The organism is Pseudomonas sp. GW822-FHT04H02, assembly GCF_058800645.1.
Window position 1 is genome coordinate 1351122 of record NZ_JBXAMM010000001.1, and the last position, 12206, is coordinate 1363327.

Annotated in this window: 14 protein-coding genes; 4 read left to right on the plus strand and 10 right to left on the minus strand. The window is 66.7% G+C overall.

The annotated features are described in order from the left end of the window. The first annotated feature begins 4 nt into the window (after window positions 1–4). Both AC1RMG_RS06110 and AC1RMG_RS06115 read left to right on the plus strand, forming a co-directional pair. Window positions 5–766 (plus strand): ABC transporter permease, encoded by a 762-nt coding sequence (locus AC1RMG_RS06110; protein ID WP_015635737.1) that lies wholly within the window; start codon window positions 5–7, stop codon window positions 764–766. A gap of 9 nt (window positions 767–775) precedes the next feature. Further along, window positions 776–1573, plus strand: a complete 798-nt coding sequence (locus tag AC1RMG_RS06115; RefSeq protein WP_011061466.1) for an ABC transporter ATP-binding protein — start codon at window positions 776–778, stop codon at window positions 1571–1573. 296 nt (window positions 1574–1869) lie between these two features. Here the strand turns inward: AC1RMG_RS06115 and AC1RMG_RS06120 are convergent, their stop codons facing one another. From AC1RMG_RS06120 to AC1RMG_RS06140, 5 genes are read right to left on the minus strand one after another with little or no spacing between them, the layout of a single operon-like run. Next, a complete protein-coding gene (locus tag AC1RMG_RS06120; protein ID WP_011061467.1) occupies window positions 1870–2634 on the minus strand; it encodes an ABC transporter permease in 765 nt (254 codons plus the stop codon). Next, the gene (locus AC1RMG_RS06125; RefSeq protein ID WP_493168698.1) at window positions 2634–3833 is read right to left on the minus strand and encodes an ABC transporter substrate-binding protein; all 1200 of its coding nucleotides are present in this window, start codon (window positions 3831–3833) and stop codon (window positions 2634–2636) included. Before AC1RMG_RS06125 ends, AC1RMG_RS06120 begins: the two co-directional genes overlap by 1 nt. Beyond that, window positions 3799–4638 (minus strand): ABC transporter ATP-binding protein, encoded by an 840-nt coding sequence (locus tag AC1RMG_RS06130; RefSeq protein ID WP_011061469.1) that lies wholly within the window; start codon window positions 4636–4638, stop codon window positions 3799–3801. The genes AC1RMG_RS06125 and AC1RMG_RS06130 overlap by 35 nt, the downstream gene beginning before the upstream one ends. After that, entirely contained in the window at window positions 4635–5705 is a 1071-nt protein-coding gene (locus tag AC1RMG_RS06135) for an acyl-CoA dehydrogenase family protein (RefSeq protein ID WP_011061470.1), read from the minus strand. The genes AC1RMG_RS06130 and AC1RMG_RS06135 overlap by 4 nt, the downstream gene beginning before the upstream one ends. Before the next feature lie 49 nt (window positions 5706–5754). Continuing rightward, window positions 5755–6315, minus strand: coding sequence for a carboxymuconolactone decarboxylase family protein (locus tag AC1RMG_RS06140; RefSeq protein ID WP_015635738.1), 561 nt, complete (start codon window positions 6313–6315; stop codon window positions 5755–5757). A gap of 104 nt (window positions 6316–6419) precedes the next feature. Here AC1RMG_RS06140 and AC1RMG_RS06145 point away from each other — a divergent pair, with 104 nt between their 5' ends. Beyond that, window positions 6420–7331 (plus strand): AraC family transcriptional regulator, encoded by a 912-nt coding sequence (locus AC1RMG_RS06145; protein ID WP_011061472.1) that lies wholly within the window; start codon window positions 6420–6422, stop codon window positions 7329–7331. 18 nt (window positions 7332–7349) lie between these two features. Here AC1RMG_RS06145 and AC1RMG_RS06150 read toward each other — a convergent pair whose 3' ends face one another. From AC1RMG_RS06150 to AC1RMG_RS06170, 5 genes are all read right to left on the minus strand, one after another. Beyond that, complete coding sequence (locus AC1RMG_RS06150; protein WP_169891845.1) at window positions 7350–7952, minus strand: methionine ABC transporter permease; 603 nt, start codon at window positions 7950–7952, stop codon at window positions 7350–7352. A gap of 65 nt (window positions 7953–8017) precedes the next feature. Continuing rightward, window positions 8018–8995: a methionine ABC transporter ATP-binding protein gene (locus AC1RMG_RS06155; RefSeq protein WP_015635741.1), complete on the minus strand. Its 978-nt coding sequence runs from the start codon at window positions 8993–8995 to the stop codon at window positions 8018–8020. After that, window positions 8992–9801: a MetQ/NlpA family ABC transporter substrate-binding protein gene (locus tag AC1RMG_RS06160; RefSeq protein WP_011061474.1), complete on the minus strand. Its 810-nt coding sequence runs from the start codon at window positions 9799–9801 to the stop codon at window positions 8992–8994. Before AC1RMG_RS06160 ends, AC1RMG_RS06155 begins: the two co-directional genes overlap by 4 nt. Before the next feature lie 28 nt (window positions 9802–9829). Continuing rightward, the gene (locus AC1RMG_RS06165; RefSeq protein ID WP_011061475.1) at window positions 9830–10867 is read right to left on the minus strand and encodes an isopenicillin N synthase family dioxygenase; all 1038 of its coding nucleotides are present in this window, start codon (window positions 10865–10867) and stop codon (window positions 9830–9832) included. 41 nt (window positions 10868–10908) lie between these two features. Further along, complete coding sequence (locus tag AC1RMG_RS06170) at window positions 10909–11124, minus strand: TOBE domain-containing protein (protein WP_011061476.1); 216 nt, start codon at window positions 11122–11124, stop codon at window positions 10909–10911. 222 nt (window positions 11125–11346) lie between these two features. Between AC1RMG_RS06170 and AC1RMG_RS06175 the strand changes: the two genes are divergently transcribed. Beyond that, window positions 11347–12168, plus strand: coding sequence for an aldo/keto reductase (locus AC1RMG_RS06175; protein ID WP_011061477.1), 822 nt, complete (start codon window positions 11347–11349; stop codon window positions 12166–12168). Window positions 12169–12206 lie beyond the last annotated feature (38 nt).

The following is a 12206-nucleotide window of genomic DNA, read 5'->3' on the forward strand; positions in this document are numbered from 1 at the left end:
TTGCATGACCACTTTACTGGCCAAGTTTCGCGGCCTGCTGCTGCCCCTGCTGCTGATCGGCGGCTGGGAATACCTGTCCCGCCAGGACGCCGCCGGGGCCTACGCCTTCGTGCCGCTCTCCACCATCGCCAGCGCCTTGCTGGAACTGCTGGGCAACGGCGAGTTGCCGGTCAACCTGCTGGCCAGCCTGGGCCGGGCCAGCGGCGGCCTGCTGCTGGGGACCCTGGCCGGGGTCATGCTGGGAGCCCTGATGGCCCTCTCGACCCTGGCCAACCGCCTGATCGGCCCGCTGTTCCATTCGATCCGCCAGGTGCCGATGCTCGGCTGGATTCCGCTGATTGCCATGTGGTTCGGCAACGGTGAGTTTTCCAAGATGCTGATCGTCAGCCTCGCGGCCTTCTACCCCATGGTGCTTAACACCTACCAGGGCTTTTGCCAGGTGGAACGGCGCTACCGCGAGGTCGGCCAGGTGCTGGTGCTAAACCCGGCGCAGCGGCTGCGGCACATCCTGCTGCCGGCGGCGCTGCCGAGCATTGCCACCGGCCTGTTGCAGGCCCTGGCCTTTGCCTGGGTGACGGCGGTGGGCAGCGAGCTGTTCCTGTCCTCCGGGGCCGGCCTGGGCAACCTGATGATGAACGCCGAAGCCGGCTCACGCATGGAAGTGATAGTGCTCTGCGTGCTGTGCATCGGCCTGTGCGGCTACCTGATGACATTGCTGCTGACCCTTCTGAGCCGCCGCCTGCTGCGCTGGCGCCCTACCCGTTAAGGCCTCCCCATGAATGCGATCGCCCAACACGCCCCGCTCCCCACTCATCTCCACGCCCGGACCGGGGCCCTACAGATCCGCGGCCTGAACAAGAGCTACCGGATCCAGGGCCAGGCCCTGCCGGTACTGCAAGGCATCGACCTGGACGTCCAGCCCGGAGAGTTCGTCAGCATTGTCGGTGCCAGCGGCTGCGGCAAATCCACCCTGCTGCGGCTGATCGTCGGCCTGGAGGGTGACTATCAGGGGCAGATGCTGCTGGACGGCAAGCCAGTGACCGGCACCAGCCTGGAACGGGGCATCGTGTTCCAGGACCATCGGCTGTTTCCCTGGATGACCCTGGCCCAGAACATCGCCCTGGCACTGAAGAACCACCCCTTGTCCGAAGCCGAGAAACAGCGCCGGGTGGCCGAGCATATCGCCCTGGTCAACCTGCAAGGCTTCGAGCAGGCCTACCCCCATCAGCTCTCCGGCGGCATGGCCCAGCGCGGCGCCATTGCCCGGGCGCTGATCAACCAGCCCAAGGTGCTGTTGCTGGACGAACCCCTGGGGGCGCTGGATGCCCTGACCCGGGTGCGCCTGCAGCACGAACTGCAACGTATCTGGGTGCAGCAGCGCTGCACGGTGATCATGGTCACCCATGACATTGAAGAAGCCCTGTACCTGGGGGACCGGGTAATCGTGATGGACGCGCATCCGGGGCGGATCAAGCATGAGATCCGCGTCGACCTGCCCCATCCCCGGGACCGCTCTTCACCCGTGTTGCAAGGCTACAAAGAGCAGTTGCTGGAGGAACTGGTGGGGCATTGATCGTCCAGGCACCCCGGCGCTGCGCCGGCTCCTACGCAGGTAGCGCCGCGATTACGCCGGGGCCGTAGGAGCTGGCTTGCCAGCGAAGGCGCCCGCAGAGGCGGTGCAAGGCTTGAGGGCCTATTCGCCGGCAAGCCGGCTCCTACGCAGGTAGCACCGCGATTACGCTGGGCCGTAGGAGCTGGCTTGCCAGCGAAGGCGCCCGCTGGAGCGGTGAAAGGCTTGAGGGCCCATTCGCCGGCAAGCCGGCTCCTACGGGGGCGCCGCCGGTGTCGCGCCGGGCCCACCGGCGGGCATCAGGCGTGGGACCAGCGGCGATGCAGGCCACGGGCCAGGGCGTCGAGGGCAAAACCCAGCACGCCGATCAGCAGCACCATGGCCATCAGTTCCGAATAGGCCAGGCGGTCCCGGGTGTCGAGGATGAAGTAGCCCAGGCCGGCGCTGACCCCAAGCATTTCGCAGGGCACCAGGACGATCCACAAGATGCCGATGGACAGCCGTACCCCGGTCAGCACATGCCCCAGCACCCCGGGCAGGATCACCTTGCGCAGGGTCTCCCAGCGGGTGGCGCTGAGGCTGCGGCTCAGTTGCAGCCAGCGCGGGTCCAGCTGGCGCACGCCGGCCGCGGTGTTGAGCAGGATCGGCCACAGCGCGGCGAACGCCAGGAGGAAGTAGATCGGCTGGTCCCCTACCCCCATCAGCATCACCACCACCGGCATCCAGGACAGCGGCGAGATCATCCGCAGAAACTGGAACGCCGGGGTGGTGGCTGCCTCCAGGTGCCGGTAGCTGCCCACCAGCAGGCCCAGGGGCACGCCGATCAGCAAGGCCAGGAGCAAACCCACCAGGATCCGCTTGAGGCTCACCAGCACATGCTCGTACAGCTCGCCACGCCCCAGCAGTTCCAGCAGGCTGGCGAAGGTCGCCTCGGGGGAGAAACGCGCAGCCAGGCCGTTGCCATCGCCCAGCAGGTGCACCCCCAGCCACCAGCCCAGCAGCAGGCTCGACAGCCCGGCAAGCCCCAGGAGCCAATGGCTCAGGGAAGAAGGTTGCTTGCCCATCAAAGACCGAACTCCTCGCTGCGCTCGAAGCTGTCCGCCAGGCCGAAGGCCTTCAGCCCGCCCACCGAGGCGATGGCGTTGCGCACGAAGCGATCGTCCACCAGGTCCTTGGCGGTGTGTGCCGGGTCAAGGCCGGCCAGAAAGCCCTTGTCGCCCTCGATCAGGGTGTCCTTGAGGCGCTTGACCAACTCTTCGGTGTAGCTGGGGAACGGATACGGCTGGAAGTCGATGCGCTGCTCGTCCCAGTGGCTGTGCTGGATCGCGCCGCTGGCCAGGTAGGCCTCGCGGTCGGCCGCCGCCGGCGCCAGCACCCGGTTGAGCACCTGGGGCGCATGGGGCGTGTAGCGGTTGGCGCCATCCTTGGACAGCAGTTGCGCGGCCTCGGCGCGGTGGTCGCGGGTCCACAGCTGGGCCTTGACGATGGCGTTGACCACCTTCTGCGACCATTCGGGACGGTTGTCCAGGTCATGCTCGTGCATGAACACCACGCAGCAGGCGTGGTTGCGCCACACGTCCCCGGTAAAGCGCTGCACCCGGCCCACCTTGAGTTCCTCGGCCAGGGCATTGAACGGCTCGGCGACGATGTAGCCGGCAATCCGCTTGCTGGCCAGGGCTGGCGGCATGTCCGAAGGCGGCAGCACCACCAGGTTGACCTCGTTGGCCCCCAGGGCGCTGCCGGCGGCCTTGCTCACCGGCACCAGGCCGTTGTCGCGAAACAGTTGCTGCACCACCACGTTATGGATCGAATACCAGAACGGGATTGCCACCGACTGCCCCGCCAGTTGCTTGACCTCGGTAATGCCCGGGGCCACGGTCAGGCCGGAACCGCCGACGTGGTTCCAGGCCACCACCTTGGCCGGCACCCGGCTGCCGTAGCGGGCCCAGACGGTCATCGGCGACAGCAGGTGAATCACGTTGACCTGCCCGGAAATGAACGCCTCGATCACCTGGGCCCAACTGCGCAGCAGCACCGGGCGCTCGGCGTTGATGCCCTCGGCCTCGAACAGGCCGTTGTTGTGGGCCACCAGCAAGGGCGTGGCGTCGGTGATCGGCAGGTAGCCGATGCGCACCGGCGCGTCCGGTTCCTGGGCGGCGCGGGCCTGCAGGCTGTTGAGCAGCGGCAAGGCGCCGCCGGCAGTCAGCAGCGCACTGAGCTTGAGAAAGTCACGACGGGTATGAGTGAAGTCGTCCAGGCACATGGTCAATCTCCGACGGTGCAGGCAAAGGGGAAGTGTGGGGGTTGCGGCTCGCCCGCCGAAGGGTCTTGAGAATCTCGATGCGCAGCGCGCCCAGTTCCTCGATCCGCTCGGCGCGCGGCGCCGGCAGCTCGATGTGCCACTGGCCGAGGGTGCGCGCCGGGCTGTTACCCAGTAGCAGCACCCGATCGGACAGCAGCAGGGCTTCGTCGATGTCGTGGGTGATCAGCAGCGCCGCGGTACGGTGCTGGCCGATCACCTTGAGCAGCAGTTGCTGCATGTCGGCGCGGGTCACCTCGTCCAGCGCGCCGAAGGGTTCATCCAGCAGCAGCACCTGGGGCTGGCGCGCCAGGCAGCGGGCCAGTGCGGTGCGCTGGGCCATGCCGCCGGACAGTTGGGCCGGATAGCGCTGGCGGGCGTGTTCCAGGCCCACTGCGGCAATCGCCTGGTCGATGCGCTCCTTGCGCTGGCGCGGGCTCAGGTGCGGCTGGCGGGCAAAATCCAGGCCGAAGGCGACGTTGTGCTCCAGGTTCAGCCAGGGCAGCAGGCTGGGGTCCTGGAATGCCACCGCGACCCGCGGATGAGGGCCGTCGAGGGGCTCGCCCAACAGGCTGACCTGCCCGGCGTGGGGCTTCTGCAGGCCGGCCAGGACCCGCAGCAGGCTGGACTTGCCGACCCCGCTGGGGCCGAGAATGGACACCACCTCGCCGGCCTGCAGGTGCAGGTCGAAATCCTCCAGCACCGTGTGCCAGCCTTGCGCCGCGGGGTAGCCGAGGCTGATCGCCTGTGCGTTCAACAGGCCGCTCATGCTGCCGCATTCCGCGCCTGGCGTTGCAGTTCGGCGCGCAGTTGCACCAGGCTCGGGGTGACGATGGGCACGAAGGCCGACTCGCGCCAGCGCCGGGCAAAGCCGCTGCCGAACTCGCTGAGGTAGGCCTTGCCGCCGCTGGCCTGCAGCTCCAGTTGCACGGCGTTGGCGGTGGCTTCCGCCAGAGCGATGCGCACCCGGAACAGCGCCCCGGGCTGGCTCAGGAAGCGCCCGTCGAGCAGGCCGCTCTTGAGTTCGCCGACGGTCTGCTCCAGGTGCTGGCGTTGTTCCAGCAAGGGTTCGTGGAGGATCGAACGGGCGCCCTCGACGTGCTTTTCCACCTCGCTCAGGGCCCGGCGCGCCAGGCCGATGGCCAGGGCACATTGCAGGCCGAGAAAGGCCGGGCGCACCGCCGGCAGGAACACTCGGGCATCCTCGTGCAGCAGCCAGTCACGGGCCACCGCCACCTGGTTCAGTTCCAGGGCAGCGGTGTTGCTCGATTGCAGGGCCATCAGTTGCAGGTCATCGGAGCGCTGCAACCCGGGCAAGGCATCGGGGATCGCCAGGATGAACGGCGCGCCGCCCTCCTCGCGCTCGATGGCCGCCGCCACCACGAACCCGCTCTTGCGCAGGTTGGTGACCCAGTGCAAACGACCGTTGAGGCTCCAGCCCTGCTCCTGTTCCCGGGCCCGGACCTGCAAGGCCTCGATCCCCGAGAGAAACTTCATGGCATTGGACAGCCCGGTGGCACCGGCCAGCTCGCCGCTGAGCAACGAGGGCAGCAGGCGCTGGCGCAAACCGGCATTGGGGCTGTGCAGCAGGTATTCGATAAAGGCTCGCTGGCCCCAGCAGACAAAGGCCGCCGCCAGGGAATGGCTGGCCACGCTGGCCATGACTTCCAGAGCATCGGTCAGGTCGCCGCCGCTGCCGCCCTGAGCCGGGTCGATACCGACCCGCAGTACCTCGGCGCCCGCCAGCCGGGCGAGGACCTGCTGCGGGTCGCACTGGCCCTGGTCGAGTGCCTGGGCCTGGGCATCCAGCCATTCACTCAATTGCGCATCGAGCATGTGGTTTTCTCCTTGAAAGGGGGCGCCGCGCAACCGCCGGCGCCCTGGCTCATTGACCTTGCACTGACCAGCGATACTTGGCCAGCTCGGGGTTCAGTTCAGTGCCGGCGAACACGTTGGCGAAGTTGCACAGGGTGGCCAGGCTGATGCCCAGGATCACTTCCAGGGCATTGCCTTCGCTGTATCCTGCCGCCTTGAACTGGGCATAGCCGGCGTCGCTGACCTTGCCCCGGGTGGCGATCACTTCCCGGGCAAATGCCGCCAGGGCTTCCAGCCGGGCTTCGGGCAAGGTGCTCTGCTCGCGCAGGGCGCTGACCACCGGGTCCGCAAGTTTGGCCTTGTTCAGGGCCACCGAGGTATGACCTGCGACACAGAAATCGCAGCCATGGGTGGTGGCGGCCACCAATTGCACCACTTCACGCTCCGCCAGGCTCAACTCGGCCTTGCCGTTGAGGGCGGACACCGTGACGTAGGTTTCCAGGGCCGCCGGGGCATTGGCCAGGATGCCCAGCAGATTGGGGATAAAGCCCGAGTTCTTCAGCGCGTTCTCAAGAAAGGGCCGAGCGGCTTCTGGAGCCGTGTGCAAGGTGTGTAGAGTGACGCGGGACATGGAGTGGACTCCTGCTGTGTAGGTGTGCGTCAAGTCTGTTGGTTATAAGAATTCCGATCCATATTCTAAAGTAGCGATTACTTGCTTCTGAGTGTTTCCCTTAGATGATTTCGTCAAGCCCACTGGTTGATTGGTTATTAGAAGGCCTGGAACTCGATGCCAGCCTGTTTCACGTCGGACGCTACTGCGGAGGCTGGCACGCCAGCACCCAGGGCCTGGCCCGGGCCAGCTTCCACCTGATCGTCCAGGGCCATTGCTGGCTGCATATCGACGGCGCGCCCCAGGCCCTGCGCCTGGATGCCGGGGACGCGGTATTCCTGCTGCAGGACCTGGGCTACCGGCTGTCCAGTGCCCAGCAAGCTGAAGCGGCGCAGCAACTGCCGCGCACGCCCATGGTGCCCCTGGAGCCGGGAGCCCAGGACGGTGTGGGGCTGGTCTGCGGCTTTTTCCATTTCAAGCCCGGGCTGTCCTCGCTGATCATCGACAGCCTGCCGGGCTGGCTCATCCTGCGGGCCGGCGACCCGTCCCTGAGCGCCGCCCGGGCGCTGTTCCAGCTGATTCTCGAAGAATGCCAGCGCACCCCGGCGCCCTCCTCGGCGCTGCTGGAACGCCTGAGCCATCTGCTGTTTTTGTATGTGCTGCGCCAACAGGTCAACGCCAACCAGGACCTCGGCGGCCTGGTGGCCCTGGCCCGCCACCCGGGGTTTGCACCGCTGCTGGAGCAGTTGATCCAGCGCCCCGGCGAAGCCTGGCCCCTGGAAAGCATGGCGGCCCTGACCGGGCTTTCGCGCTCGGCGTTCTTCAAGCGGTTCAATGAACTGGCCGGGCAATCCCCGGGGCAGGTACTGCTGGCCCTGCGCATGCGCCACGCCTGCCAGTTGCTCAAGGCCAACCAGACAGTGGAGCAAGTGGGCGCCGCCGTGGGCTATCAGTCGATCGCCGCCTTCACCCGGGCCTTCACCAAGGCCGTGGGCCTGCAGCCCGGGGCCTATCGCAAGCAGCACGAAGGGCGCTGAAACGCGCCCCGAATGTACTCAGCGGCGATGGGCCAGGGCCCGCACCAGGCGGTCGCCGCAGCTCTGTACCCCCTGTACCAGCAGCACCAGGACCAGCACCGTGGCCACCATGATCTGGTTGTTGAACCGCTGATAGCCGTAGCGGATCGCCAGGTCCCCCAGGCCGCCACCGCCGATGACGCCGGCCATGGAGGAAAAACCGATCAGCATCACCAGGGTCAGGGTCAGCCCTGCCAGCAGGGCCGGCAAGGCTTCCGGCAGCAGCGCCTTGAAGATCACATGGCCGATGTGCCCGCCCATGGCCAGGATCGCCTCGACCCGACCGCGGTCCACTTCATCCAGGGCGTTCTCGACGATCCGCGCAAAAAACGGAAAGGCGCCGATGGTGATGGGCACCACCGCGGCAGTGCTGCCCAGGGTGGTGCCCACCACCAGCCGGGTCAGGGGGATCAGCGCAATCAGCAGCACCACGAAGGGCAGCGAGCGCCCCAGATTGACCAGCCCGCCCAACAGCCGGTTGAGCCTTGGCATGGGGTACAGGCCGCCCTTGCGGCTGATGAACAGCAGCACCCCCAGGGGCAGGCCGATCAACAGGGTGAACAGCGAGGCCAGCAGCACCATGTACAGGGTTTCACCCGTGGCGGTCAGCAGCAGCTGCGCCAGTTCCTGCCAATCGAGGCTGCGGTTCACAGGCGTTCACTCCGAATTCCTCGCTGGGCCAGGGCCGTCAGCAGTTGTTGGAATTTGCCGGCGTCGGCGGGGGCGGCGGCGATGCGCAGGCGCCCTACCCGCCGGCCGCCTACCGCTTCGACACCACCGGCCAGGACCTTGAGCTCCAGCGCCTGCTGGCGGCTCAGTTGCTCCAGCAGCGGCGCCGCGCGCTGGTTGTCGAAAAAGGTCAGTTCGGCCTGGGGCTGGCTGCCGTTGAACGGCAGGTTGTAGCCCGGCAACAGCGCCCGGCCCAGGGCCGACTGCGGGTTGCCCAGCAGTTCGGCCACCGCCCCGCTCTCCATCAGCCGGCCGCCCGCCAGGGACGCGGCGTGGCTGCAAATGGCCTTGACCACTTCCAGTTCGTGGGTGATCAGCACAATGGTCAACCCCAGCTCGCGGTTGATCTGCGCCAGCAATTGCAGGATCGACGCCGTGGTTTCCGGGTCCAGGGCGCTGGTGGCCTCATCCGACAGCAGGTAACGCGGCCCGGCGGCCAGGGCCCGGGCGATGCCCACCCGCTGCTTCTGGCCACCGGACAGTTGCGAAGGATAGGCCTGGGCCTTGTCGCCAAGACCCACCAGTTCCAGCAGTTCCAGAACCCGCGCGCGGCGCTGGCTTTTGCCCAGGCCGGCAATTTCCAGAGGCACCGCGACGTTGTCCTGAACCGTGCGCGAATGCAGCAGGTTGAAGCCCTGGAAGATCATGCCGATGCCCTGGCGCTGCCGGCGCAGCTCGCTCGCGGACAAGGCGCCAAGGTCCTGGCCGTCCATCAGGATGCGCCCGCTGCTGGGCCGCTCCAGCAGGTTCAGGCAGCGCAACAGGGTCGACTTGCCGGCGCCGCTGCGCCCGAGAATGCCGTACACCGCCCTGTCGGGAACCGTCAGCGAAACCCGATCCAGTGCCGCGGGCTGGCCTTCGCCGTAGACCTTGCAAAGCTGCTGGACCTCGATCATGGCTGGCGGTCCGTGACGGGAATCACCGAGCCCGAGTAGGTGCGGGTAATGAACGCCGCTACTTCCGGCGAGTTGAGGTCCTTGGCCAACTGACGGATGCGCGGGTCATCCTGCAGCTTGGGGGTGGTCACCAGGATGTTGGCGTAGGGATTGTGCTCGGCCTTTTCCAGGCCCAGGGCATCCTTGGCCGGCACCAGCCCGGCCTCCAGGGCGTAGTTGCCATTGATCACCGCCAGGTCCACGTCGTCCAGGGCCCGGGGGATCTGCGGCGATTCGATCTCCAGGATCTTCAGCTGTTTCGGGTTGTCGGCGATGTCCCTGGGGGTCGCCTGATCCCGGGCCGGGTCGGTGAAACCGGGCTTGAGGCGGATCAACTGGTAGCTCTGCAACAGGTACAGCGCGCGGCTGAGGTTGGTGACATTGTTGGGCACCGCGACGCTGGCGCCCTGGGGCAACTGCTCGAAGCGCTGGTGACGCTTGGAATAGATCCCCAGGGGCTCGATGTGCACGCTGGCAGCCACGGCGAAGGGCTGGCCCAGGGCCTGCTCCTGAGACTTGAGGTACGGCAGGTGCTGGAAGTAGTTGGCGTCCACATCGCCGTGGGCCAGCAGTTCGTTGGAGTTCACGCCATTGGGAATCTCGATGATCTTGAGCTGCAATTGCGGGTCGAGTTTTTGTACGTAGGCGAGGATCTCGGCATGGGGCACCGGGTCGGCGGCTACCCGCAACGGCTGCGCCGCAGTGGTCGGCAGGGCCGCCCCCAGGCTGGCCAGCAACGCCAGGGTCAAGACGGTGTTCTTCAGCATGGCAGTGTCCTTGAGCAGCGGATGAAGGTCAGGCACTCAGTGCCTTGGGCACCAGGGCATCGGGGTAGAAACGCCGGGCCACGTCCGGATGCGAACGCAGGCGGCCCTTGAGGTAGTTCCAGCCCACTTCGCGAAACAGCGGGTTGTCGGGGTCGCTGGCCGGGCCCCGGGCTTCGCGCAACAAGGCTTCGGGCAAGGGATACAGCGGCACCCGGGCATCGAGTTGGGCACCGAGGAAAAACGCGATGGACAGCCGCTGGCGATCCGCGGGCGGCGACTGCACCCGGTGCACGGTGGCGCGCAGATAGCCGTGGGTGGCCAGCTCCAGCAGCTCGCCGATGTTCACCACCAGGGTGTTGTCCCGGGGCGGCGCGTCGATCCAGCGGCCCTCCTCCACTTCCACCTGCAGGCCGGCCTGCTGGTCCTGCAGCAGAAAGCTGAGGAACCCGGAATCCTTGTGGGCTCCCACGCCCTGGTTGCTCTGCCCCGGCGCGCGGCCAGGGTAGCGGATCAGCTTGATGTGCTCGTTGGGCCGTTCGCCGTACAGCCCATCGAAGGCCTGTTCCGGCAGTGACAATGCCTGGGCAAAGCCGCGCAACAGGCGCAGGGACATGGCGGTCATTGCCTGCTGCCACTCCAGCAGCACGGGCTTGAACGCCGGCAGTTGCGCCGGCCATTGGTTGGGGCCCTGCAAGCGGGTCCAGGGCGGGCTGTGGGGATCCAGGGGCAAGGCCTGGCGCTCGGCCCCCAGGTCGAACTGTTCCCGCAGGTCCGGCTGGCCCCGGGTGATCTCCGAAGCCGCCTGGTTATAGCCGCGAAAGTGCGGCGAGTGGATCATGCCCACGGCCGCCTTGTCGGCCTCGGGCAAGGCAAAGAACGCCCGCGCCTGGTCCTGCACCCGGCGCAGCAGGCCGCTGTCGACTCCGTGCCCGGTCAGGTAGAAGAAACCCACGTCCCGCGCCGCCTGGCGCAAGCCGTCGAGAAAGATCCGACGCTGCTCCGGGTGGCCCTGCAATTGGCTCAGGTCCAGGACCGGCAGCGCGGTGATATCCAGCGAGTGCGGCATGCTTCACTCCCCTGTGAATGGACGATGTCCGCAGGTGCGGCTCAGAGCTTGGCGATGGAGACTTCGGTGGACTTGACGAAGGCGATCACTTCGCTGCCGACCTTGAGTTCCAGGTCGCGCACCGAGCGGGTGGTGATCACCGAAGTGACAATGCCCGAGGCGGTCTGCACGTCGATTTCCGAAACCACCTGGCCTTCGTGGATCTCCTTGATCACGCCCTTGAACTGGTTGCGTACGTTGATCGCTTGAATGGTCATGCTGAAAAGTCCTTTGCTGGCACCGGGCTCAGGAGTTGAGCGGCTGGGGCTAAACATGCGCCTTTGGCAAAAGCCTTAAAAGGAATAAATAATTAGATAGTTATTTCTTTTGGGAATATAAAAGACCCAGCCTCCCGCCCTCGCGCAGCCTTGACCCTGCCCGCCGGCTTTGCTTCCCTGTGCCGTGCACTGATCACTCTCGATAGATACCAGGAGGTAAGCATGCGCACGTTGATGCTGGCAGACACGCAGGTTCCGGTGATTGGCCAGGGCACTTGGCGGATGGGCGAGGACCGCCACCTGCGGGATCAGGAAGTCGCTGCCCTGCGCACCGGCATCGACCTGGGCCTGACCCTGATCGACACCGCGGAGATGTACGGCGAAGGCGGCGCCGAGGAAGTGGTCGGCCAGGCCATTGCCGGGCGCCGCGACCAGGTGTTCCTGGTGAGCAAGGTCTACCCCCACAACGCCAGTCGCAAAGGCCTGCCCCTGGCCTGCGAGCGCAGCTTGAAACGCCTGGGCAGCGACTTCATCGACCTGTACCTGCTGCACTGGCGCGGCCAGTATCCCTTGGCGGAAACCGTCGACGCCCTGGAGCGCCTGCGCGAAGCCGGCAAGATCCGCCGCTGGGGAGTCTCCAACTTCGATGTGGCCGACCTGGACGAACTCGACTCCCCGGCCTGCGCTACCAACCAGGTGCTGTACAACCTGGAGTCCCGGGGTATCGAGTTCGACCTGCTGCCCGCCTGCCAGCAACGGCGGATGCCGCTCATGGCCTATTGCCCGATCGGCCAGGGTGGCGCCTTGCTGGCCGAACCGGTGCTGCTGCAGGTCGCCCAGCGCCATGGGGTCACCGCGGCCCAGGTGGCACTGGCCTGGCTGCTGCGCCAGGACGGCGTGCTGGTGATTCCCAAGGCGGTGCGCCCGGCACACATCCGTCAGAATGCCCAGGCCGGCCAATTGCAATTGCCCGACGAGGACCTGCAGGCCCTGGATCAGGTGTTTGCTCCGCCACGGCGCAAGCAGCGCCTGGAAATGGTCTAGGCACAACACCGACGCAACGAGCATTTTTCAAACCGCGA

Bases quoted from the DNA above. Each gene is read 5' to 3' on its own strand.
- AC1RMG_RS06135 (WP_011061470.1), bottom strand. From the start codon at position 5,705: ATGCTCGATGCGCAATTGAGTGAATGGCTGGATGCCCAGGCCCAGGCA.
- AC1RMG_RS06110 (WP_015635737.1), top strand. From the start codon at position 5: ATGACCACTTTACTGGCCAAGTTTCGCGGCCTGCTGCTGCCCCTGCTG.
- AC1RMG_RS06125 (WP_493168698.1), bottom strand. From the start codon at position 3,833: ATGTGCCTGGACGACTTCACTCATACCCGTCGTGACTTTCTCAAGCTC.
- AC1RMG_RS06130 (WP_011061469.1), bottom strand. From the start codon at position 4,638: ATGAGCGGCCTGTTGAACGCACAGGCGATCAGCCTCGGCTACCCCGCG.
- AC1RMG_RS06150 (WP_169891845.1), bottom strand. From the start codon at position 7,952: ATGGTGCTGCTGGCCTCGCTGTTCACCCTGTTGATCGGCCTGCCCCTG.
- AC1RMG_RS06170 (WP_011061476.1), bottom strand. From the start codon at position 11,124: ATGACCATTCAAGCGATCAACGTACGCAACCAGTTCAAGGGCGTGATC.
- AC1RMG_RS06175 (WP_011061477.1), top strand. From the start codon at position 11,347: ATGCGCACGTTGATGCTGGCAGACACGCAGGTTCCGGTGATTGGCCAG.
- AC1RMG_RS06165 (WP_011061475.1), bottom strand. From the start codon at position 10,867: ATGCCGCACTCGCTGGATATCACCGCGCTGCCGGTCCTGGACCTGAGC.
- AC1RMG_RS06115 (WP_011061466.1), top strand. From the start codon at position 776: ATGAATGCGATCGCCCAACACGCCCCGCTCCCCACTCATCTCCACGCC.
- AC1RMG_RS06160 (WP_011061474.1), bottom strand. From the start codon at position 9,801: ATGCTGAAGAACACCGTCTTGACCCTGGCGTTGCTGGCCAGCCTGGGG.
- AC1RMG_RS06155 (WP_015635741.1), bottom strand. From the start codon at position 8,995: ATGATCGAGGTCCAGCAGCTTTGCAAGGTCTACGGCGAAGGCCAGCCC.
- AC1RMG_RS06120 (WP_011061467.1), bottom strand. From the start codon at position 2,634: ATGGGCAAGCAACCTTCTTCCCTGAGCCATTGGCTCCTGGGGCTTGCC.
- AC1RMG_RS06140 (WP_015635738.1), bottom strand. From the start codon at position 6,315: ATGTCCCGCGTCACTCTACACACCTTGCACACGGCTCCAGAAGCCGCT.
- AC1RMG_RS06145 (WP_011061472.1), top strand. From the start codon at position 6,420: ATGATTTCGTCAAGCCCACTGGTTGATTGGTTATTAGAAGGCCTGGAA.